The organism is Paraburkholderia sp. PAMB 6770, from assembly GCF_057748135.1.
Genome location: NZ_CM173238.1, coordinates 2,149,655 through 2,171,182, shown reverse-complemented (window position 1 = coordinate 2,171,182; position 21,528 = coordinate 2,149,655). Strand labels below are relative to the sequence as shown.

Below are 21,528 nucleotides of genomic sequence, written 5' to 3'. Positions count from 1 at the left end.
CGGCGCGGCGTTGCCGGTGCGGCGCGGGGCGAGGCGCGCGAGGCGGTGCGCGAAGCGGCGGAGAGCAAAACCAGCCATGCTGGCCCCCGACTGATTGGTCGAAGACAGTCTAGCAGGTCGTCATAGCCGTGAATGTTCGGGTAATCACACAGGCTGAGCGACGGCGCGGCCGCGTTCAGTGCGTGGCTTGCGGGACGTCGAGAATCAGGATGATCGTCCAGTCCGCGTCGCCATCGTGATGGTACTGGCGCTCGGCGACGATGAACGGCTGCTGCTTGCCCTGCGGCCCGAGAAACAGCACGTCGCCTTCCATCGGCAGGCATTCGACGGGCGGCAGCGCGAGATAGGCGTCCTGGCTGCCGCGCGGCATCAGTTTTTCGATTTTGCGGGACGCGGCTTCGGTCCACTCGATGTCCAGCTGGATGTTGCTCATTCGGTTCTCCGCACCTTGAGGCGCACGGGTTGGGGGGCGATCAGGTGCGCGACTTTAGCATACCGCCTGGCGGGGCTGGACCCAATAAAAAGCCGAAGCCGGACGAACCGGCTTCGGCTTGCTGCAATGTCGCGCCGCGGCGGCGCAGTACGTCCTTGCGCGGCCCCTGCGCGATGGCTTCGCTGTCTGCTTACTCGCTCGCGGGTTTCGGCTCGGCGGGCTTCTTCATCATCATCTTGTGGTGGGGTTCCATCTTGTGATGCGGCGCCATCTTGTGATGCGGATGATGCTCATGCTCGTGCATCGGCATGTTTTCCATCGATTCCTGCCGGGATTGCAGCTCCTGCGCATGCTGCTCGACCGCCGCGGCCGTGGCCGGATCCGTGCTCATCGTGACGCCGTTTTCGCCCTGCGCATAAGCGGCGCCGGTGACGGCCGTGAGGGAGACCAGGATCGCCAGGGACATTTTTTTCATCGTTACCTCCGTCGAGTGGTGGTGGCCAGGTGTGGCCTGTCCTGTTGGAAAGACAATGCATTCTAGCGAGCAATATCTGCTCCAGCCGATTATCTGTAACAGATTTGACGGATAGTTACATCTTGTTACGCGCGCGGCGCATAACGCGGCCCGCGGCAGTCATGGCGCAACGGGGTTTCCGCCCGACAACGATCGGGATGCCTTACCGATTTGCCGCCGGTTCATCCCGTCGCCGCGCTAGAACCAGCCGAGCCACCGGTAAACGTAAAACTGCGCAATGCCGAGCGTTTCGTGCAATGCGGTCTCCGTGTCGCGCAGGTTCTGGTAGCGCGGCAGCCAGCCGGTGCGCACATGACGTGTATTCGCGACCGCGGGCTGCGGCGCGAGTCCGAAGCGATGAAAGTCGAGGAGCGCACGGCGCATCTGATAGGCTGACGTGACGAGGATCAATGCATCGTCATGCAGCGGCTGCAGCAGGGCGGCCACGTTGCGGGCGTTTTCATACGTGGTGCGGCTGCGGTTTTCGAGCAGGATGTCGGCGCGCGGCACCTGCGCGCGCAGCAGGTAGGGCAGGTACGTGTCCGCTTCCGTGCGGCCGTGCCGCTGCGGGTCGCCTCCGCTCACGACGATCACGCAGCGCGCGCCGCTGCGAATGCATGCAGCATGAATGGCCGCGCTGCGGGCAATGCGGGCAAGCGCGTCGCGCGTGGGGACCGGCTGGCGATGGACGTCGTACCGGGTGCCGCTGCCAAGCAGTACGATGACGGTGTGTGCACCGAAGCGCAGCGGCGCCGCGGGTGCGTCCGGGCGCTGCACGCGATCGAGCAGCGGGGCGCTTAGCCAGCCGGTCGCGAGCAGCCAGAAAAGCACCGCAGCGGCGATGCTCAGGGGCGCCCGGGCACGCGGCGCCACGGCGATTGTGACAAAAAAAAGCCCCAGTAAGGTGAATAGAATCAATTTGAATAGGGTAACGTAGCGGTTTGGGGTGGGTCATGCTGCTGCAATCGCGCCGCCGCAGGCGCATCGGCCGCACGTGAACAGGACGCTAGCACAGCGTTCGACCGGGGTCCCCATCCTGTGGAATAACCGTTGGCGGCGCGCCGGCGGCGTGGCGATCGTGCGGCTGGAACCGCACGCAGGAGCACGCAGGCGCTCCATGCATGGTGGCTGCGCGATACCGTGACCCGCCAGAGATGTGTCATGGCTGCACTTTAAGAAAGAAGTGAGATGACCACGTATTCCAACCAGGCAGTGCTCGAGGCGTTGCGGCGTGCGCAATATCGTCAGGTGCCGTGGGCGCGCCGTCCAGGCGTGTTCGAATATCTGCGTGCGCTAGGCCTCATGGAGACAGTCCGGCAGCGCACGGTTGCGCCTGCTCCGGGTTTTCACGCTCCCGTCGATATTGCCGTGCTGACCGAGCGCGGTCGGGCGGAGTTCGCCCGGCTGGCGCGCGACGAGCGCTCGCTCGCGTGGAGCGCCGACCGCGAGCGCGTCTATGTGGCGGCGGAGGTCGGCGCGGCCGATCTCGGCGCCGAGCGCTAGCGCCGACGTCCGCGTTCGGGGCGGAGGCGGGTTGCCGGTGGCATGCGATCCGGCGGGATGGCGCTGTGCGCTCGCCGTGCAGCCGTCGCGCACCTTGCCGCGTACTTCGCCGCGTCCCAGGCCGTGCACCTCCCAGGCCGTGCACCTGTTTGCGTCACGGGATCCGGCACGGGGGCACGGGCAAGGGGAGGCGCAACGCGGAATGCCGGCGCGACGCGAGGCGCCGCGGCGCGCCAGCCGGCGGCGCGGGTGCTAGCGGCGCCGCTGAGCGTCGGGGCGCGGGGTGTCGAGCCGCTCGCGCGCGATACTTTCGATGTCTCCGCGCAAATCGCCACGCGGTACCGGCGGCCGGAAGTCGTGCGGTCGCGGGTTCTCGTGCCAGGCGCTGGGCGCGACGGCCGCGGCGGATTCCTCATTCCACGCCGGGACGCGCTGCTGGGTTAGCGTCGGTGCGGCAATCAGTGACAGGACAATGCCGCACACCAGTCGTGGCATTGCTTTCATGCTGGGCTCCATTCAAACCTGAAGGGTCAGGCCGATATCCATGCTGTCACGATAGGAGCCGGGACGAAAGGGTGCTGTAAGTAATCGTAAATGGATGTTTCATTCGCGCGCGACCTGCCCGCGCGAGCGGCGAACGGGTGTGCGTGCCGGCAGGGTCGACGGGAAATGGCTGGCCTCTGCGCGGGCGGCGCGCGCAAGACGCGGCACAGCATGAGGCCGCAGGCGAGAACCCGCGGGCGAGACCCGGCGCCGCATCAGGCCGGTGAGCGCGGCGCCGTCGAGCCGCGAGTCCAGATGCGCGCTGGGCGCCTTGCGGCGCCCAGCGGGAATGACAGCAGTCGGCGTCAGGCCATCTTGACCGGCGCGCGCCACGACTCCGGATTGGTCCAGAACGCGCCGCGCAGACGGTCGCGGCTCGGCGGCGCCGGCGGTTTCGCCGCCGTCGCGCCGATGCGCCCGCGCAGCGAGATTTCCCGGCCGCTCGAACTCAGCCGCTTCACGATCTCCGCCAGCGTGCCGTCGGCCTGCCATTCGTCGAAGCGCCGACGACAGGTCGGCGGCGACGGATAGCGGCCGGGCAGCTTGGACCAGCCTTCACCCGTCGACAGCACCCACAGCACGGCATTGACAACCGCGCGCGCTTCCACTCTCGGTCGTCCCCGCCGCTCGCTCCGTGCCGGCTCCGCACAGAACAACGCCTCGACCAGCGCCCACTCGTTGTCTCTCAAATCGTCGAACAGCATCATGTCTCACCTCAGCGAAGCTAACTCCGGTGCGCTGCCCCGCGCCGCGCACTCTGCTCGCACCCGATCCCGGGTGCCAGGCGGGTCGGCTGAGCCACGGCGTGCCGGTTGGTTCCGGTCCGTGGCGCCTACCCTGTGCGCATAGCAACGCATGAAGCGTGCCACTTTGCGTCAAACAGCCGCTTAGCCTTGTCACGTCAGGCAAACGCCGGGGTTAGTCAGGGCCGTATAAGAATCCAAAAAGACCCCGCCGAAAATCGGGACAATCACCAATCTTGTGCAACCGGGCCCGTCCAGCGTGCGTTTGCGCTGTATTGCTGCATTGCAGCGCCGCGTGCCGGGATGCGGCGGCGAACCGTCTGGTCGAATAAAATGCTCATCAGAACGGATAATTCATGAGGTTTGCGGATGAATGTGACGCTGCGCCAGTTGCGCGTTTTCATCGAGGTCGCGCGTCGGCAGAGCTTCAGCCGCGCCGGCGACGAAATCGGCCTCACGCAGTCGGCCGTGAGCCGCTGCGTGCGCGAGCTGGAGGGGGAAATCGGCCTGAAGCTGATCGACCGCACGACCCGCGAGGTCCAGTTGACCGATGTCGGCAGCAATCTCGTCGCGAGCGTGTCGCGCCTGCTCACCGACCTGGACGACGCATTGCGCGAGATTCGCGAGATCGGCGAGCAGCGGCGCGGGCGGGTGATGGTGGCCGCCAGCCCGACCGTCGCCTGCCGGCTGATGCCGGCGGTGGTCGCCGCATGCGGGCGCCAGTTTCCGTACATCACGCTGGGGCTGCGCGACGACGTGCAGAGCGACGTCGTGCGCAAGGTCAAGTCGGGGGAGGTCGATTTCGGCGTGGTCATCGGCCCGTTTGCGGCCGATGACCTGTATGGCGAGCCGCTGATGACCGATTCGTTCTGCGTCGTCGCACGCGACGATCATCCGTTTGCGATGCGCACGCAGGTCGCGTGGCGCGATCTCGACGGCGCGCGCCTCGTGTTGCTCGATTACGCGTCCGGCAGCCGGCCGATCATCGATGCAGTCATCCTCGAGCGCGGCGTGAGCGTCACCGTCGTGCAGGAGCTCGGGCATTCCGCGACGGTCTTCGGGCTGGTCGAGGCCGGCGTGGGAATCAGCGTGCTGCCGTGGCTTGCGCTGCCGCTGCCGGCCGGTACGTCGCTGATCGCAAAGCCGCTCGTGCCGCGCGCCGAGCGGACCGTCGAACTGGTGCGGCGGCGCGATCGCTCGCTGTCGCCGGCGGCCGAGGCGGTCTGGGGGCTGATCAGGCAGTCGCCCGCGCGCGCGGAGGATCTGACGTAGCGCCCGGCGCGCCGGCGGCCCGCGCGCATGCGCCGCGGCTGTGCGCGGCAGCATGCGGGCGCGGTGCCGCCCGCGCTACACTCGCGGTTCCCTCAGACCCCGCTGGACGCACCGATGACCGCCCCGGATCCGCACGATATCCCGATACCTCATGCGCGCGACGCCGTGCGCGCGCTGCGTCCGTCGCAGATTCGCGAAGTGGCGAACGCCGGCTTCGGCGTGGAAAACGTGCTGCCGTTCTGGTTCGGCGAGTCCGACCGGGTGACGCCGGCGTTCATCCGCGCCGCCGCGAGCGACGCGCTGGCGGGCGGCGCGACGTTCTATACGCACAACCTCGGCATTGCGCCGCTGCGAGCCGCGCTGGCCGACTACGTGAGCCGCCTGCACGGCGCGACCGCAGCGGAGCACGTCGCGCTGACGAGCGCGGGCGTGAGCGCGCTGATGCTGGCCGCGCAGCTGGTGGTGGGCGCGGGCGACCGGGTGGTCGCGCTTACGCCGCTGTGGCCGAACCTGGTCGAGATTCCGAAGATCCTCGGTGCGCGTGTCGAGACTGTCGCGCTCGATTACGGCCCGCATGGCTGGGCGCTCGACGTCGAGCGGCTGCTCGCGGCGCTCACGCCCGACACGAAGCTGCTGCTGGTCAACTCGCCGAACAATCCGACCGGCTGGGTGATGAGCGCCGACCAGCAGCAGATGGTGCTCGACCATTGCCGCCGCCACGGGATCTGGATCGTCGCCGACGAGGTCTACGAGCGCCTCTACTACGGCACGGCCGCGACGGACCGGGCGGCGCCGGTCGCGCCGTCGTTCCTCGATCTGGCCGGGCGCGACGAGCGCGTGATCTGCGTGAATTCGTTCTCGAAGGCGTGGCTGATGACCGGCTGGCGGCTCGGCTGGCTGGTCGCGCCGGCCGTGCTGATGGACGATCTGGGCAAGCTGATCGAATACAACACGTCATGCGCGCCGGCATTCGTGCAGCAGGCCGGCATCGCGGCCGTCCAGCAGGGCGAGTCGTGCACGCGCGCGCTGGTGGGCGACCTGAAGGCCGCGCGCGACCACCTGGTGCGCGCACTGTCGGCGTTGCCGGGGGTGGACGCGAAGGCGCCGCCCGGGTCGATGTATCTCTTTTTCCGGCTGCCGGGGGCCGCGCGCAGCCTCGAACTGTGCAAGACGCTGGTGCGCGAGGCGGGCCTCGGGCTCGCGCCGGGCAGTGCGTTCGGGCCCGAAGGCGAAGGTTTCGTGCGCTGGTGCTATGCGTGCGATACCGGGCGGCTGGACGACGGCGTCGCGCGCCTCGCCCGGTTTCTCGAGACGCGCCGCGTGCGCTGACGGCGACGCCGCCGGGCGCGGGTGCGACGGTGCAGGGGGCGGGGCGTTGCGCGCCGGCCTGCCTCGCGTGACGTCGTCCGGCCGCCGGGCGCCGCGGGCCGGATTTCGGCTTTACGCCCCGCGGGTTTTTGCGTAAGATGGCGACCAGTCACGCAGTTCCTTTCAGGAATTTCGCTGCTCCGTCCGGCTGGGATTGGCTCGATTGGCTTGTTTCGCCTCCCCCCGGCGCGTGCTCCCATCAATATGACCGATCAGAATCGGGCGAGCGCGTCTTCAGTTCCAAATCGTCTGTTCGATCCGGTTCTTTGACCACAGGGTCTGACCTAGCTGCATGAATACCCAAGAGGCGAAGATCGTCCTCGAGACTGCCTTGATCTGCGCGCAGGAGCCGCTCAAGCTGAATGAGCTGCGCAAGCTTTTTGCCGACGACGTGTCGGCCGATACCGTCCGTACGCTGCTCGAAGACCTCCGGCACGACTGGTCCGGCCGCGGAATCGAACTGGTGGGGCTGGCGTCGGGCTGGCGCTTCCAGAGCAAGCCGGCGATGCGGGTCTATCTGGACCGCCTGCATCCGGAAAAGCCGCCGAAGTATTCGCGGGCCGTGCTGGAAACCCTGGCGATCATTGCGTACCGGCAGCCGGTGACGCGAGGCGATATCGAGGAAATTCGCGGCGTGACGGTGAATACCCAGATCGTCAAGCAGCTCGAAGACCGGGGGTGGATCGAGGTGATCGGTCATCGGGACGTACCCGGCCGTCCGGCGCTTTATGCGACGACGCGGCAGTTTCTGGACGACCTCGGCCTGAGCGCGCTCGACGAACTGCCGCCGCTCGACGATCCGTCCGCGCAGATCAACGCAGATCTGCTCGGTCAACATGCGATCGAATTTGCGGAAGCGGCGGGCGGCGAGCAGGCGGGCGATGATCGAGCGGGCGATGATCAAGCGGACGCGCTCGATACCGAAGACGCTGCGGTGGCGCAATCCGTTGCGGCGCAGGCCGAGGCCGGCCCGGACGTGATGGATGCCGCCGCGGGTCACGGCACGGCGCCCGAAGACGCCGCGGTGCCCGAAGACGACGCCGCGCGGTCCGGCGCGCCGGATGGCGCCGCACCCGGCGCGCAGCAGGACGCCGCCACGGGCGAGACCATGCCGGCGGCCGTGACGGACGACGTCTCCACGGAACCCGCTGCGCACGCGGCGGATGCTCCGCGCGCCCCGCATCCGGCCGACGCCGGATCGACCGGCGCGGCGCACGGCGATCCAGAAGATCGCCTCGACGACGCACAGGACGCAGGCATGCTGACCGACGGCGCTGACACGTCGCGTCGCGCTTGACGTAACCCAACCTTTATCGCGCCCGCGCCGGGCGCGCGACCTGACATTTTGAGGTTGTTTTGACTGATATTCACGACACTGATTCGTCCGAATCCGAGTACGCCGCACCCGCTGCGCGCGCGGACGAGGCTCGCCCGGCGCAGGCCGAGGGCAACGACGAGCGGCCGCGGCGCGGTTTGCGGCGGGGGCCGCGCAGCCTGATCGCGCGTCGTCGCGCGGGCGCGAAGGCGAAGAACGCCGAAGCGACACCGGACGCGCCGTCCGCCGGCGTGCCGCCGGACGGCGACGCGGCTGCCCAGCCGGCGCGCGCGCCGCGCAAGGGCGCGAACGCGAAAGGGGCGGGCGGTGGCCAGGGCGGCCAGGGCCAGGGTTCGCAGGGCGGGCGCCGCAACCAGGCAGGCGGGCGCCGCGAGGCGGGCGCCGCGCGCGACGGCGCGCCGCAGCGCGACACCGGGCGCGGCCGGCCGAACCGCCGCGAGGGCGACGCAGCCGACGCGCAGGACGACCTGTTTTCGTATGTGATCTCGCCCGCGTTCGACGCGGACAACAGCGCAGGCGGCGGCGTGCGCGCGCCGATGCTGCGCCGGGGCAAGGCCGCGCCGAAGCGCGTGCTGTCGCCCGACGACGACGCGCCGAAGCTGCACAAGGTGCTCGCCGATGCGGGCATGGGTTCGCGGCGCGACATGGAAGAGCTGATCATTGCCGGCCGCGTGTCGGTGAACGGCGAGCCGGCGCATATCGGGCAGCGCATCCTGCCGACCGACCAGGTGCGCATCAACGGCAAGCCGCTCAAGCGCAAGGCGCCGAACAAGCCGCCGCGCGTGCTGCTCTATCACAAGCCGGCCGGCGAGATCGTGAGCCACGCGGATCCGGATGGCCGTCCGTCGGTGTTCGACAAGCTGCCGCCGATGAAGACCGCCAAATGGGTCGCGGTCGGCCGCCTCGACTTCAACACCGAAGGGCTGCTGATGCTCACGACGTCGGGCGATCTGGCGAACCGGTTCATGCACCCGCGCTACAGCGTCGAGCGCGAATACGCGGTGCGGGTCGTCGGCGAACTCCCCGAGGGGATGCGTCAGAAGCTGCTGAGCGGCGTCGAACTCGAGGACGGCCCGGCGAACTTCCTGCGGATTCGCGACGGCGGCGGCGAGGGCACCAATCACTGGTATCACGTTGCGCTCGCCGAAGGACGCAACCGCGAGGTGCGCCGCATGTTCGAAGCCGTCGGCCTGATGGTGAGCCGGCTGATCCGCACGCGTCACGGCCCGATCTCGCTGCCGCGCGGCCTGAAACGCGGCCGCTGGGAAGAGCTCGAAGACAACCAGGTGCGCAGTCTGATGGCCGCAGTCGGCCTGAAGGCGCCGAGCGAGGACAAGGGCGCTCGCCACGCGCCCGAGCGCAAGCAGCCGGATCCGATGCAGACGTCGATGGGCTTCATCAATCGCGAGCCAGTGCTGATGTCGCACGGCCAGTTCGATTCGCAAGGGCGCGGCGGCCAGCGGCGCGGCGGCGCGAATGCGTTCGGTGCGCTGGGATCGGGCTTCGGCGGCGGTTACGGCCGGGGCTTCAGCGGGCCGATGAGCGGGCCGATGAGCGGCGGCGGTGCCGGCACCGGCCCGGGCCGCGGCGGGCGCGACGTCGACGGCAATCGGGCGCCGGCCGGCAACGGCAAGCGCGCCGGCAAGCGCGGCAGCAGCGTCGCGGGCGCGGGGGCGGGCGGCGGTGGCAATGTCAACGGCAATCGCGCGGGCGGCAATCGTGCGAACGGCAATCGTGCAAACGGCAATCGCAGCACCACCGGCGGCAACGCGAAGCCGGGTGCGGGCCGGGGCCGTTCGCGCGGGCGCTAGGGGCGCCACGGGGCGTCGTCGCGCAGGCAGTCTGCGCGACGGGCCCGGTGTCGCGGCCGATGTCCGTCCGGCCCGCGTCGCGGGTTCGGGTTCGCGTGTGTCGGCGCGACACGATTGCGGCGAAATCGGGCGGAAATGCGCGTGTCATCGCGGGCGATGGTTTGCGTTTGACATGAAAAAAGGCTACAATCGCAAAGTCGCTGGGCGTGCGATTGCAGTTTTTGTGCGGCTCAGGTGCGACCACCACCGGCAATAAAATGATGGGCGTTTCGCCCATTTTTTTTTGCCGCTCCCGTTTGTGGTCCGGCATCTCGGGTAGCGCGATCGTGCGCCGGCTTGGCGCGCGGCCCGCACGGATGTGACGCAGGCTTGTCGCGCGAACATCCTAGAGGGCATTGTGCAACTGACGGAACTGATTGAAACCACGGTCGCCGGACTCGGCTACGAGCTCGTCGATCTCGAGCGTACCGGGCGCGGCATGCTGTGCGTGTACATCGACCAGCCGGCCGGCATCGCCATCGAGGATTGCGAGAAGGTCACGCGTCAGCTCCAGCACGTACTGACGGTCGAGAATATCGATTACGAGCGCCTCGAAGTGTCTTCGCCGGGCCTCGACCGGCCGCTGAAAAAACTGATGGATTTCGAACGCTTTGCGGGCAGCGAGGCGGTGATCACATTGAAAAAGCCATTGGACGGACGGAAGTCGTACCGGGGCATCCTGCATGCGCCCGAGGGCGAAACCATCGGTCTGGAATTTGAAGGGAAGGAAGGCGCCGCGATGCTGGATTTCACGCTCGCGGATATCGACAAGGCACGCCTCGTTCCGAAAGTTGACTTTAGGAGCCGCAAACAATGAGTCGCGAAGTGTTGATGCTGGTGGACGCGCTGGCACGCGAAAAGAACGTCGACAAGGACGTCGTATTTGCTGCGCTCGAAGCGGCCCTCGCTTCGGCGTCCAAGAAGCTCTTCGCTGAAGATGCGGATATCCGCGTTCACATCGACCGTGAAAGCGGCGAGCACGAGACGTATCGCCGCTGGCTCGTCGTGCCGGACGAGGCCGGCCTGCAGGAGCCGGACCAGCAGATCCTGCTGTTCGAGGCGCGCGAACAGAAGCCCGACGTCCAGCTCGACGAGTACATCGAGGAACCGGTGCCGTCCATCGAATTCGGCCGCATCGGCGCGCAGGCCGCCAAGCAGGTGATCCTGCAGAAGGTGCGCGACGCCGAGCGCGAGCAGATCCTGAACGACTTCCTCGAGCGCGGCGAGAACATCATGACCGGCACGGTCAAGCGGCTCGACAAGGGCAATTTCATCGTCGAGTCGGGCCGCGTCGAGGCGCTGCTGCGCCGCGACCAGCTGATTCCGAAGGAAAACCTGCGCGTGGGCGACCGCGTGCGCGCCTACATCGCGAAGGTGGACCGCACCGCGCGCGGTCCGCAGATCGAGCTGTCGCGCACCGCGCCCGAATTCCTGATGAAGCTGTTCGAGATGGAAGTGCCGGAAATCGAGCAGGGCCTGCTCGAAATCAAGGCGGCGGCGCGCGATCCGGGCGTGCGCGCGAAGATCGGCGTGGTCGCGTACGACAAGCGGATCGACCCGATCGGCACCTGCGTCGGCATCCGCGGTTCGCGCGTGCAGGCGGTGCGCAACGAGCTCGGTGGCGAAAACGTCGACATCGTGCTATGGTCGGAAGATCCCGCCCAGTTTGTCATCGGCGCGCTCGCGCCGGCCGCCGTGCAGTCGATCGTCGTCGACGAGGAAAAACACTCGATGGACGTCGTCGTCGACGAAAACGAGCTGGCGGTCGCCATCGGCCGCAGCGGCCAGAACGTGCGTCTTGCCAGCGAGCTTACCGGCTGGCAGATCAATATCATGACGCCGGACGAATCCGCGCAGAAGCAGAACCTGGAGCGCGGCGTGTTGCGCGACCTGTTCATGGCGCGTCTCGACGTTGACGAGGAAGTCGCGGACATCCTGATCGACGAAGGCTTCACGAGCCTCGAAGAGATCGCCTACGTGCCCCTGAACGAAATGCTCGAAATCGAGGCGTTCGACGAGGACACCGTGCACGAGCTGCGCAACCGGGCGCGCGACGCACTGCTCACGATGGCGATCGCGAACGAGGAAAAAGTCGAGAACGTCGCACTCGACCTGAAGAGCCTCGAAGGCGTGGACGCCGATCTGCTCGGCCGGCTTGCCGAGCACCAGATTCATACGCGCGACGAACTGGCCGAACTGGCCGTGGACGAACTGGTTGAGATGACCAGCATGCAGGAAGATGCTGCCAGGACGCTGATCATGAAAGCACGAGAACACTGGTTCCAGTGAGAAATGACCATGACGCACTGACCTGAACGCGGCCGCAAGGCCGTATGACCCGATGCTAACCGCAAGGAATCGGTCCTTGCACTAAGAGGAATGAATGGCGAGTAACAACGTAGCCCAATTTGCCGCGGAACTGAAAATGCCTGCTGGGCTGCTGCTCGAGCAGCTGCAGGCAGCGGGCGTCCAGAAAGCGAGCGAAGACGACACCTTGTCGGAAACGGACAAGGCGCGTTTGCTCGATCACTTGCGCAAGTCGCACGGCTCGTCGGATGCCGACAAGCGCAAGATCACGCTGACGCGCCGGCATACGTCGGAGATCAAGCAGTCCGACGCGACGGGTAAGGCTCGCACCATTCAGGTCGAGGTGCGCAAGAAGCGCACGTTCGTGCGCCGGGACGAGGCCGGCGGCGAAGGCGGCGATGCATCGAATCAGGTGGCCGAGATCGAGGCCGACGGCGAGGATCTCGAACTGCAGCGCCGCGAGGAAGAAGCGCGCCATGCGGCCGAGCTGCTCGAGCAGCAGGCGCAGGAGCTGAAGGCGCGCCAGGAGCAGCTCGAGCGCGAAGAGGCCGAGCGCCAGGCACGCGAACAGGCGGCCGAGGCCGAGCGGCGCCGTGCCGAAGAGGAAACGGCTCGCAAGCACGCCGTGGCGGCTGCCGAAGCGGCGGAGCTGCGCAAGGCCGAGCAGGCGGCACAGTCCGCGCAATCTGCACAATCGGCAGCGGCTGCCCGTGCGCCGGTCGCCGAGCAGGACGCCGAACAGCGGGCCGCTGCCGAGCGGGCCGCGCAGCGTGAAGCCGCGAAGAAGGCGGAAGACGCGGCGCGTCAGGCTGCTGAAAAGGCGCGTGCGGAGCAGGAAGAAATCGCGCGGCGCCGTGCCGCGGCCGAAGCCGAAGCGCGCGCGATCCGCGAGATGATGAACACGCCGCGCAAGGCCCAGGTGAAGGCGCCGGAACCGGCGCCGGCCAAGCCGGCCGAGCCGGCCAAGGCCGCCGAAGCCAAGGGCACGCTGCACAAGCCGGCGCGTCCGGCCGGCGAGGCCTCCGCGCGTCCGGCGGCGAAGAAGCCGGCGACGACCACTGCGGCGCCGTCGGCGCCCGCAGGCGCACCGGCGGCAGCCGACCGGAAGAAGCCGGGCGCCGGCAAGAGCGGCTGGCAGGACGACGCGGCGAAGCGCCGCGGCATCAAGACGCGCGGCGACACCAGCGGCGGCGTCGATCGCGGCTGGCGCGGCGGCCCGAAGGGGCGCGGCAAGCATCAGGAGCAGGCGACCTCGTTCCAGGCGCCGACCGAGCCGATCGTGCGCGAAGTGCATGTGCCGGAAACGATCACCGTGGCCGATCTCGCGCACAAGATGGCCGTGAAGGCGTCGGAAGTCATCAAGGTCATGATGAAGCTCGGCCAGATGGTGACGATCAACCAGATGCTGGACCAGGAAACGGCGATGATCGTCGTCGAGGAACTGGGCCATCGCGCGGTCGCCGCAAAGCTCGACGATCCGGAAGCGCTGCTTGTCGAAGGCGAAGTGTCGGATGCCGAACTGCTGCCGCGTCCGCCGGTCGTCACGGTGATGGGTCACGTCGACCACGGCAAGACCTCGCTGCTCGACTACGTGCGCCGCGCCAAGGTGGCCGCGGGCGAAGCGGGCGGGATCACGCAGCACATCGGCGCGTATCACGTCGAGACGCCGCGCGGCGTCATCACGTTCCTCGACACGCCGGGTCACGAGGCGTTCACGGCGATGCGCGCGCGCGGTGCGAAGGCGACCGACATCGTCATTCTGGTGGTGGCTGCCGACGACGGCGTGATGCCGCAGACGAAGGAAGCGATTTCGCACGCGAAGGCGGGCGGGGTGCCGCTCGTCGTCGCGATCAACAAGATCGACAAGCCCGATGCCAACCTCGAGCGCGTCAAGCAGGAACTGGTCGCCGAAGGCGTCGTGCCGGAAGAGTACGGCGGCGATTCGCCGTTCGTGCCGGTCTCGGCGAAGACGGGCGCGGGCATCGACGAGCTGCTCGAGAACGTGCTGCTGCAGGCCGAAGTGCTGGAACTGACGGCGCCGGTCGAGGCGCCCGCGAAGGGCCTCGTGATCGAAGCGAAGCTCGACAAGGGCAAGGGCCCGGTCGCGACGATCCTCGTGCAGTCCGGCACGCTGAACCGCGGCGACGTGGTGCTGGCCGGCAGCGCGTACGGCCGCGTGCGTGCGATGCTCGACGAAACCGGCAAGCCGACCCGTTCGGCGGGCCCGTCGATTCCGGTCGAGATTCAGGGTCTGTCGGAAGTGCCGCAGGCCGGCGAAGAAATGATCGTGATGCCGGACGAGCGCAAGGCGCGTGAAGTCGCGCTGTTCCGTCAGGGCAAGTTCCGCGACGTGAAGCTCGCGAAGCAGCAGGCAGCCAAGCTGGAAAACATGCTGGAGCAGATGGGCGAGGGCGAAGTGCAGTACCTGCCGCTCATCGTCAAGGCCGACGTGCAGGGGTCGCAGGAAGCGCTGGTGCAGTCGCTGCAGAAGCTCTCGACCGACGAAGTGCGCGTGCAGATCGTGCACGCGGCGGTGGGCGGCATCAGCGAAAGCGACGTCAACCTGGCAACGGCTTCGAAGGCGGTCATCATCGGCTTCAATACGCGGGCCGATGCGCAGGCGCGCAAGCTGGCCGAAGCCAACGGCATCGACATTCGCTACTACAACATCATTTACGATGCGGTGGACGAAGTGAAGGCGGCGATGTCGGGGATGCTCGCGCCCGAAAAGCGCGAGGTTATCACCGGTATGGTCGAGGTGCGTCAGGTGTTCCGCGTGCCGAAGGTCGGCGCGGTGGCCGGCTGTATGGTCACGGACGGCATCGTCAAGCGGTCGTCGTCGGTGCGGGTGCTGCGCAACAACGTCGTCATCCATACCGGCGAACTCGATTCGCTCAAGCGCTTCAAGGACGACGTGAAGGAAGTGCGCCAGGGCTTCGAGTGCGGGATGTCGGTGAAGAACTTCAACGACATCGTCGAAGGCGACCAGTTCGAAGTCTTCGAGGTCACCGAAGTCGCGCGGACGCTGTAAATCCGGCGCCACGCGAAGGGGCGGAGCGGGCGCGACGGCCGGCTCCGCCCCTTGTTTTTGCGGAGCGGCTCGCGTGTCATGCGACAGGCGAGCTGTCCCAGGCTTTCCGGCCCGCCGGATGATGGATTGAATATGCCCAGGAAACGTACTTCCCCGAATCGCAACGTGCAGATCGCCGATCAGATCCAGCGCGACCTTTCCGAGCTGCTGCGCGAGGTCAAGGATCCGCGCATCGGCATCGTGACGATCCAGAGCGTGGAGCTCACGCCGGACTACGCGCACGCGAAGGTGTACTTCACCACGCTTACCGGCGATCCGCAGCAGACGCTCGCCGCGCTCTCCCATGCGGCGGGCCATCTGCACAACCAGCTGTTCAGGCGGCTGCATATCCATACGGTGCCGACGCTGCATTTCCATTACGACCAGACCATCGAGCGCGCCGTCGAGATGTCGCGCCTGATCGACGAGGCGAACGCGACTCGCGCCAAAGACGATTGATGGGCGCGGCCGCCGCGCCGCGCAACGTTTCCATTCGTTTGACTGTCCGCCATGACTGCACCTCAACGGCCCCGCGTGCCGCGTCGCGTCCTCGACGGCGTGCTGCTGCTCGACAAGCCGCTCGGCCTGTCGAGCAACGACGCGCTGATCCAGGCGAAGCGCCTGCTGCTCGCGAAGAAGGCCGGCCACACGGGCACGCTCGATCCGCTCGCTTCGGGTCTGCTGCCGCTTTGCTTCGGCGAAGCAACCAAGTTTTCGCAGGATCTGCTCGACGCCGACAAGACTTATGAAGCGACGATGCGGCTCGGCATCCGCACGACGACCGGCGACGCCGAGGGCGACGTCGTGCAGACCCGCGTGCCCGCATGCGACGAAGCGGCGATCGAAGCGGCGCTTGCGCGTTTTCGCGGCGACATCGTCCAGATACCGCCGATGTATTCCGCGCTCAAGCGCGACGGCAAACCGTTGTACGAGTACGCCCGCGCCGGCCAGACGGTCGAGCGCGAAGCGCGCGCGGTGACGATCCACGCACTCGATCTGCTTGCGTGCACGCTGCCGGACGTGACGTTTCGCGTGACCTGCAGCAAGGGGACCTATGTGCGCACGCTGGCGGAGGACATCGGCGAGGCGCTCGGCTGCGGCGCGCATCTGGTGATGCTGCGGCGTACCGGCGTCGGCTCGCTCACGCTCGAGCACGCGGTGACGCTCGACGCGCTGGCGGCGCGTGCCGCCAGCGAGCGCGACGCCTGGCTGCAGCCTGTCGACGCGCTACTGTCGGATTTTCCCGCGCTGCAGCTCGACGCCGAAGCGAGCCGTCGTTTCCTGCACGGCCAGCGGCTGCGGCTCGCGGAGCTGACGCTCGACGACGCCGCCGCACGCGCGGCGCGGGTGCGCGTCTACGACGCCGCGCGAGGCCGGCTGCTCGGCGTCGCGAAAGTCGGCGAGGGGGTGCTCGCGCCCGAGCGGCTGGTCGCGAGCGGGCAGGCGGGCTGAAGTCCGGCGGGCGCCGCCGGCGCGGGCCATCACGTAACGTTGTGCATGAAAAAGGCGGAACCGCTGTGAAGCGGTTCCGCCTTTTTTGTCAGCGCCTGCGCGCGCGGCCGGACGTCAGTGCGCCGCCGCCGCGGCCGCGCCGCCATCGCCGCCCCGGCCCGCGCGCTCGGGTTTCGTGATCCAGATCAGCGCGATCAGCACGATGAAGATGCCCGCGGAGAGGAAGAACAGATCGTTCACGCCGAGCTGCGCCGCCTGCTGGGTCACCATCTCGTTGAACAGGCCATACGCCTGGGGCCGGCTGAAGCCTGCCGCGCCCATCTGCTGGATCGACTGGTCGAATACCGGGTTATACGGATTCGCCTGCACCGCGAGCTGCGCGTGATGAAGCGTCGAGCGATGATCCCAGGCGGTTTCGAAGATCGACGTGCCGATCCCGCCGCACATGATCCGCACGAAGTTCGACAGGCCGGACGCTGCCGGAATGCGGTGGCCGGGCAGCCCGGAGAGCGTGATCGACACGAGCGGAATGAAGAAGCCCGCCATGCCGATCCCCTGGATCAGCGTGGGCAGCAACAACGAGCGCACGTCGACGCCGGTCGTGTAGCGCGAGCGCATCCAGAAGCACAGCGCGAAGATGACGAACGACAGCGTCGCGATGTAGCGCGGATCGGTGCGCGGGAGCACCTTGCCGGTGACCGGCGACAGCAGGATCGCGAACAGGCCGACCGGCGCCATCACGAGACCCGCGTCCGTTGCGGTGTAGCCGATGTCGGTCTGCAGCCACAGCGGCAGCAGCACGAGGTTGCCGAAGTAGAGCCCATAGCCGATCGACAGCGCCACCGTGCCGCCCGTGAAGTTGCGCTTCGCGAACAGCGACAGGTCCACCACCGGATGCGCGGCGGTCAGTTCCCAGATGATGAAGAACGCGAGCGCGATCACCGCGGTCAGCGCGAGCACCACGATGGTCGGCGACGCGAACCAGTCGAGGTCCTTGCCCTGGTCGAGCATGACCTGCAGCGAACCGACCCAGACGATCAGCAGACCGAGCCCGACGCCGTCGATCGGCGCCTTGCGGATCGCCGAGTCGCGGTGCCGGAAGATCGACCATGTGGCGATCGCAGCGACCGTGCCGACTGGAATGTTGACGTAGAAAATCCACGGCCACGAGATGTTGTCCGAAATCCAGCCGCCGAGGATCGGGCCGGCCACCGGTGCGATCAGCGTGGTCATCGCCCACATCGACAGCGCCATCGGCGCCTTGGCGCGCGGATAGCTCGCGAGCAGCAGCGTCTGCGACAGCGGGATCATCGGGCCGGCGACCGCGCCCTGCAGCACGCGCGACGCGAGCAGGAACGGCAGCGACGGCGCGAGGCCGCACATCCACGACGAGATCACGAAGAGCACGATCGACGCCATGAAAAGCCGCACCTGGCCGATCCGTTCGGTGAGCCAGCCGGTGAGCGGCACCGAGATCGCGTTGGCGACGGCGAACGACGTGATGACCCACGTGCCCTGATCCGAGGACACGCCGAGATCGCCCGAGATGGCCGGGATCGACACGTTCGCGATCGACGTGTCGAGCACGTTCATGAACACCGCGAGCGACACCGCAATGGTGCCGATCACGAGTTGCGCACCCTCGAGCGGCGGGTGCGCGGCGCCCGCCTGAGCCTGAGCCATGGATTCAGCCTTGCCTGATTTGCGTGATGCGTGATACGTGAGGGCGCTTACATCGCCCGATGCGCGGCGGACTTCTGCGCGTCCGCGCGGACCGGGTCCTTGCCGGCGTTTTCGGCGATGATCCGCGCGATTTCCGCGTCGGCCTGATCGCCGTACTTGTCGAACACGCTGGTCTGATAGACCGTGTTCTGCGCATTGCTCAACTGGCTGCCGCTGTCGTTCTTGATGTCGACGTCGACGTTCATCGACAGGCCGATGCGCAGCGGATGCTGGGCGAGCTCCTGCGGATCGAGCGAGATGCGCACCGGCAGGCGCTGCACGACCTTGATCCAGTTGCCGGTCGCGTTCTGCGCCGGCAGCAGCGAGAACGCCGAACCGGTGCCGGCCGAGAAGCCCACCACCTTGCCGTGATAAACGACCGACGAGCCATAGACGTCGGCGGTCATCTCGACCGGCTGGCCGATGCGCATGTGGGTCAGCTGCACTTCCTTGAAGTTCGCGTCGACCCATACGTCGTTCAGCGGCACGATCGCCATCAGCGGGGTGCCCGGCGACACGCGCTGGCCGACCTGCACCGAGCGCTTCGCGACATAGCCGGTGACCGGCGCGGGCAGCGTGTTGCGCGCGTAGGCGAGGTACGCGTCGCGCACCTTCGCGGCCGCGGCGAGCACGTTCGGCTGGTTGACGACCGTGGTGTTCGCGGTCAGCGCGCGGTTCGACGCGAGCTGCTGCTGCGCGGCGACGAGCGAGGCCTGCGCGGTCTTCACCGCGTCGCGCGCGTGCGAAATCTCTTCCTGCGAAACCGCGCCGGTCTGCGCGATCTGCACGCGGCGGCGCAGATCCTGCTGCGCACGGGACAGATCGGCCTCGCGCAGCTGCACCTGCGCTTCATACTGCGCGTCGTCGGCGAACAGGCCGCGCACCTGGCGCACCACCTGGCCGAGATTCGCTTCCGCCTGCTGCAGCGCGATGCGCGCATCGGCCGGGTCGAGTTCCACGAGCGGCGCGCCGACCTTCACGGTCTGCGTGTCGTCCGCGTTGACCGCGACCACGGTGCCGGTGACCTGCGGCGTGATCTGCACGACGTTGCCGTTCACATACGCGTCGTCGGTCGACTCATGGAAGCGCGCGACGAGGAAGTAGTAGAGGCCGTACGCGATCGCCGCAATCAGGATCACGATGACGAGCAGCGTCATCATGCGTTTGCGCTTGCCGTTGTTCGCCGGTTGTGCGCCGCCGGCCGGTTGCTGGGGAGTGCTCATGAGTAGGCTCCGGGTTCTTTCAGTCTTCGTCGTATGGTCGGATGGGCGTGCGGGTTCAGTTCGCGGCGGCCTGCGGCGCGCCCGGCGCGGCAGCGTCGGCGGACGGCGCCGCGAGTCCGCTTGCCCGTGCGTCGAAGCCGCCGCCGAGTGCCTTGATCAGCGCGATCTGCAGATCGCGGCGGCGCATCTTCAGGTCGGTCACGGTCTGCTCGGCGGCGAGGCGGTTCTGGTCCGCGGCCAGCACCTGCAGCTGTTCGGAGAGCCCCGCCTTGTAGCGGATCACCGCGAGCTGGTAAGCCTTCGTCGAGGCGTCGAGCGCGCGCGACGCCTCGCCCATCTGCTGGTCGATCGAGCGGATCGACGTGATCTGCGTGGCCACGTCGGACAGCGCGTTGATCAGCGTCTGGTTGTAGTTGGCGACGTCGAGGTCGAAGTCCGCATAGCGGCCCTTCAGCTGCGCGCGCAACGCGCCGGCGTCGAAGATCGGCAGATGGACCGCCGGGCCCGCCTGGATCTGCCGGCTGCCGGCGGTGAGGAAGCGGCCCCAGCCGAACGCGTCGAAGCCGAAGCCGGCGGCGAGGTTGATGTCGGGGAAAAACTCTGCCTTCGCTTCCTTCACGCCGTGCAGCGCCGCCTCGACCTGCCAGCGCGCGGCGACGAGGTCCGGGCGGCGCGCGACCAGATCGGCCGGCACGTCGTCGGGCAGCGTGACCGGGCTGCCGGGGCCGAGCACCGGCTTCGCGATCTGCAGGCCGCGGTCCGGCCCCTTGCCGAGCAGCGCGCCGAGCTGGTAGCGCACGCTCGTGATCTGGCCGTCGAGGTCGGTCAGGCTCGCGCGGCTCGTTGCGAGGTTGCCGTTCGCCGTCTGGCGCTCGACGTTCGTGTCGAGGCCGGCGTTCACGCGGCCGTCGGTGATGCGGCGGATGTCGTCGCGATTGGCGATCTCGCGCGCGGCGATGTCGCGCAGCGCGTACAGCCGGGCGAGCTGGTTGTAGGTGCTCGCGACCGACGCAGCGAGCATCACGCGCGCCTGCTGCAGGTCGGCCTGGGCGGCTCTCTGCTGCGACACCGCCTGGGCGAGACGCTGGCGGTTCTTGCCCCACAGGTCCAGGTCCCACGACGCGCTGGCGAGCACGTTGTTCTCGCTGTACCAGGTGCCGCCGTACGGAGGCGGGTAGAGCGCGTTGCCCGAGAAGCGTTCGCGGGTCCACGAGTAGCTGCCGTTGATTTTCGGATACAGGTCCGCGCGCGTGGTTTCGATGTACGACGACGCCTTCGCGAGCCGCGCCTGCGCCTGGGCGACCGTCGGGCTGCCGGCCAGCGCCTCGTCGATCAGCTGCGGCAACTGCGGGTCGCCGAACCGGTTCGCCCAGTCGAGCGACGGCCACTGGCCGCCCTGCGACGGCAGGCTGCGGGCCGTTTCATACTGGGCCGGCGACGTCATCTGCCTGTCGCTGCGGATGCCGCTGTAGTTCGCGCACCCGGCGAGGGCGAACGCTGCTGCCGCCGCGGCGACAGCGACCCGGCACGACAGGGAGGGCGCCGACGGGAAAAAGGATTTCATCGCTCGACTCTTTGAGTGTCAGGGAAAAGTAATAGTGGACCGGGCAAGCAAGTCACGCCGGCCTGGCGTCCGGATTACTTGCTGCGTCACGGGTTATGCTGGATAGATCGCAGCCGGCATTGGTCAGTACGCGCCGCAGCATGCTCTTCAGAAAGCCCACTTCCTCGGGGGTGAAACCGGCGAGCAACTCGTCCATCACGCTGCTGAAGATCGCCGGCATGCGCATGGCGATGCTCTGGCCCTCGGGCGTCAGCGCGAGCCGCACGACCCGCCGGTCCTCGCTGCTGCGCACCCGCCTGACGAGGTTGCGCTTCTCCAGCCGGTCGACCAGACGGGTGACGGCGCTCGCGTCGATGCCGTATTCGCGCGCGAGTTCGGCGGCCAGCAGGCATTTGCCGCTCGCCACCATGAACAGGACGCTGGCCTGCTGGCTGGTGATGCCGAGTTCGGCCATCGTGCGCTGCGTGACGAGGTTGGCCATCGTCGAGCGGGCCCGGCTGATCAGATAGCCTACGCTTTCGCCGAAAGGATAGGACATGACTTCGGCCGGCGGCGCGGGGAGCTCATCCGTCATGATTCTCATGCGATTGCAATGGTTGACCAGGCATGATTATAAGACAGCGTTAGT

At 67.8% G+C, this 21,528-nt stretch carries 18 protein-coding genes and 1 pseudogene; 10 read left to right on the top strand and 9 right to left on the bottom strand.

Translation table 11 applies throughout. The features are described 5' to 3' along the window. Positions 1–175 precede the first annotated feature (175 nt). The 3 genes from AC3AP7_RS09850 to AC3AP7_RS09840 form a co-directional block, all read right to left on the bottom strand. Positions 176–433 carry a DNA-binding protein gene (locus AC3AP7_RS09850; protein ID WP_475763540.1) on the bottom strand — a complete coding sequence of 86 codons (258 nt, stop codon included), beginning with the start codon at positions 431–433 and terminating at the stop codon, positions 176–178. Positions 434–623: 190 nt separating this feature from the next. Then, entirely contained in the window at positions 624–908 is a 285-nt protein-coding gene (locus tag AC3AP7_RS09845) for a hypothetical protein (protein WP_475763542.1), read from the bottom strand. Positions 909–1,145: 237 nt separating this feature from the next. Beyond that, on the bottom strand, positions 1,146–1,865 hold the full coding sequence (locus AC3AP7_RS09840) for a YdcF family protein (RefSeq protein ID WP_475763544.1): 720 nt from the start codon (positions 1,863–1,865) through the stop codon (positions 1,146–1,148). Between the two features lie 270 nt (positions 1,866–2,135). On the opposite strand from AC3AP7_RS09840, the gene AC3AP7_RS09835 reads away from it, so the two are divergent. After that, complete coding sequence (locus tag AC3AP7_RS09835; protein ID WP_475763546.1) at positions 2,136–2,450, top strand: hypothetical protein; 315 nt, start codon at positions 2,136–2,138, stop codon at positions 2,448–2,450. A gap of 252 nt (positions 2,451–2,702) precedes the next feature. Here AC3AP7_RS09835 and AC3AP7_RS09830 read toward each other — a convergent pair whose 3' ends face one another. Beyond that, positions 2,703–2,954 (bottom strand): hypothetical protein, encoded by a 252-nt coding sequence (locus AC3AP7_RS09830; protein WP_475763548.1) that lies wholly within the window; start codon positions 2,952–2,954, stop codon positions 2,703–2,705. A 347-nt stretch (positions 2,955–3,301) separates the two neighbouring features. After that, a pseudogene (locus AC3AP7_RS09825) lies at positions 3,302–3,697 on the bottom strand (transposase); the annotation flags it as partial. A 408-nt stretch (positions 3,698–4,105) separates the two neighbouring features. On the opposite strand from AC3AP7_RS09825, the gene AC3AP7_RS09820 reads away from it, so the two are divergent. From AC3AP7_RS09820 to truB, 9 genes are all read left to right on the top strand, one after another. Continuing rightward, a complete protein-coding gene (locus AC3AP7_RS09820) occupies positions 4,106–5,008 on the top strand; it encodes a LysR family transcriptional regulator (protein WP_475763550.1) in 903 nt (300 codons plus the stop codon). A 114-nt stretch (positions 5,009–5,122) separates the two neighbouring features. Continuing rightward, the gene (locus AC3AP7_RS09815; RefSeq protein ID WP_475763552.1) at positions 5,123–6,337 is read left to right on the top strand and encodes a pyridoxal phosphate-dependent aminotransferase; all 1,215 of its coding nucleotides are present in this window, start codon (positions 5,123–5,125) and stop codon (positions 6,335–6,337) included. Positions 6,338–6,668: 331 nt separating this feature from the next. Then, positions 6,669–7,673, top strand: coding sequence for an SMC-Scp complex subunit ScpB (gene scpB / locus AC3AP7_RS09810; protein ID WP_475763554.1), 1,005 nt, complete (start codon positions 6,669–6,671; stop codon positions 7,671–7,673). A 59-nt stretch (positions 7,674–7,732) separates the two neighbouring features. Then, on the top strand, positions 7,733–9,523 hold the full coding sequence (rluB, locus tag AC3AP7_RS09805) for a 23S rRNA pseudouridine(2605) synthase RluB (RefSeq protein WP_475763556.1): 1,791 nt from the start codon (positions 7,733–7,735) through the stop codon (positions 9,521–9,523). A 397-nt stretch (positions 9,524–9,920) separates the two neighbouring features. Then, entirely contained in the window at positions 9,921–10,379 is a 459-nt protein-coding gene (gene rimP / locus AC3AP7_RS09800; RefSeq protein WP_475763558.1) for a ribosome maturation factor RimP, read from the top strand. Then, the gene (nusA, locus tag AC3AP7_RS09795) at positions 10,376–11,851 is read left to right on the top strand and encodes a transcription termination factor NusA (protein WP_475763560.1); all 1,476 of its coding nucleotides are present in this window, start codon (positions 10,376–10,378) and stop codon (positions 11,849–11,851) included. The genes rimP and nusA overlap by 4 nt, the downstream gene beginning before the upstream one ends. A gap of 94 nt (positions 11,852–11,945) precedes the next feature. After that, complete coding sequence (infB, locus tag AC3AP7_RS09790) at positions 11,946–14,900, top strand: translation initiation factor IF-2 (protein ID WP_475763562.1); 2,955 nt, start codon at positions 11,946–11,948, stop codon at positions 14,898–14,900. Positions 14,901–15,032: 132 nt separating this feature from the next. Next, complete coding sequence (gene rbfA, locus AC3AP7_RS09785; protein ID WP_475763564.1) at positions 15,033–15,398, top strand: 30S ribosome-binding factor RbfA; 366 nt, start codon at positions 15,033–15,035, stop codon at positions 15,396–15,398. Between the two features lie 51 nt (positions 15,399–15,449). Beyond that, positions 15,450–16,391: a tRNA pseudouridine(55) synthase TruB gene (gene truB, locus AC3AP7_RS09780; RefSeq protein ID WP_475763566.1), complete on the top strand. Its 942-nt coding sequence runs from the start codon at positions 15,450–15,452 to the stop codon at positions 16,389–16,391. Between the two features lie 114 nt (positions 16,392–16,505). Here truB and AC3AP7_RS09775 read toward each other — a convergent pair whose 3' ends face one another. From AC3AP7_RS09775 to AC3AP7_RS09760, 4 genes are read right to left on the bottom strand one after another with little or no spacing between them, the layout of a single operon-like run. Further along, positions 16,506–18,074 (bottom strand): DHA2 family efflux MFS transporter permease subunit, encoded by a 1,569-nt coding sequence (locus AC3AP7_RS09775; RefSeq protein WP_475763568.1) that lies wholly within the window; start codon positions 18,072–18,074, stop codon positions 16,506–16,508. Positions 18,075–18,121: 47 nt separating this feature from the next. After that, complete coding sequence (locus tag AC3AP7_RS09770; protein ID WP_475763570.1) at positions 18,122–19,336, bottom strand: EmrA/EmrK family multidrug efflux transporter periplasmic adaptor subunit; 1,215 nt, start codon at positions 19,334–19,336, stop codon at positions 18,122–18,124. A 55-nt stretch (positions 19,337–19,391) separates the two neighbouring features. Beyond that, a complete protein-coding gene (locus AC3AP7_RS09765; RefSeq protein ID WP_475763572.1) occupies positions 19,392–20,900 on the bottom strand; it encodes an efflux transporter outer membrane subunit in 1,509 nt (502 codons plus the stop codon). 52 nt (positions 20,901–20,952) lie between these two features. After that, positions 20,953–21,474 carry a MarR family winged helix-turn-helix transcriptional regulator gene (locus AC3AP7_RS09760; protein WP_475763574.1) on the bottom strand — a complete coding sequence of 174 codons (522 nt, stop codon included), beginning with the start codon at positions 21,472–21,474 and terminating at the stop codon, positions 20,953–20,955. Positions 21,475–21,528: the final 54 nt, after the last annotated feature.

Excerpts from the sequence above, each read along its gene's own strand:
- rbfA (WP_475763564.1), top strand. The coding sequence starts at position 15,033 with ATGCCCAGGAAACGTACTTCCCCGAATCGCAACGTGCAGATCGCCGAT.
- AC3AP7_RS09765 (WP_475763572.1), bottom strand. The coding sequence starts at position 20,900 with ATGAAATCCTTTTTCCCGTCGGCGCCCTCCCTGTCGTGCCGGGTCGCT.
- AC3AP7_RS09850 (WP_475763540.1), bottom strand. The coding sequence starts at position 433 with ATGAGCAACATCCAGCTGGACATCGAGTGGACCGAAGCCGCGTCCCGC.
- truB (WP_475763566.1), top strand. The coding sequence starts at position 15,450 with ATGACTGCACCTCAACGGCCCCGCGTGCCGCGTCGCGTCCTCGACGGC.
- AC3AP7_RS09830 (WP_475763548.1), bottom strand. The coding sequence starts at position 2,954 with ATGAAAGCAATGCCACGACTGGTGTGCGGCATTGTCCTGTCACTGATT.
- nusA (WP_475763560.1), top strand. The coding sequence starts at position 10,376 with ATGAGTCGCGAAGTGTTGATGCTGGTGGACGCGCTGGCACGCGAAAAG.
- AC3AP7_RS09760 (WP_475763574.1), bottom strand. The coding sequence starts at position 21,474 with ATGACGGATGAGCTCCCCGCGCCGCCGGCCGAAGTCATGTCCTATCCT.
- AC3AP7_RS09820 (WP_475763550.1), top strand. The coding sequence starts at position 4,106 with ATGAATGTGACGCTGCGCCAGTTGCGCGTTTTCATCGAGGTCGCGCGT.
- AC3AP7_RS09845 (WP_475763542.1), bottom strand. The coding sequence starts at position 908 with ATGAAAAAAATGTCCCTGGCGATCCTGGTCTCCCTCACGGCCGTCACC.
- scpB (WP_475763554.1), top strand. The coding sequence starts at position 6,669 with ATGAATACCCAAGAGGCGAAGATCGTCCTCGAGACTGCCTTGATCTGC.
- AC3AP7_RS09815 (WP_475763552.1), top strand. The coding sequence starts at position 5,123 with ATGACCGCCCCGGATCCGCACGATATCCCGATACCTCATGCGCGCGAC.
- infB (WP_475763562.1), top strand. The coding sequence starts at position 11,946 with ATGGCGAGTAACAACGTAGCCCAATTTGCCGCGGAACTGAAAATGCCT.
- AC3AP7_RS09770 (WP_475763570.1), bottom strand. The coding sequence starts at position 19,336 with ATGAGCACTCCCCAGCAACCGGCCGGCGGCGCACAACCGGCGAACAAC.
- AC3AP7_RS09775 (WP_475763568.1), bottom strand. The coding sequence starts at position 18,074 with ATGGCTCAGGCTCAGGCGGGCGCCGCGCACCCGCCGCTCGAGGGTGCG.
- AC3AP7_RS09835 (WP_475763546.1), top strand. The coding sequence starts at position 2,136 with ATGACCACGTATTCCAACCAGGCAGTGCTCGAGGCGTTGCGGCGTGCG.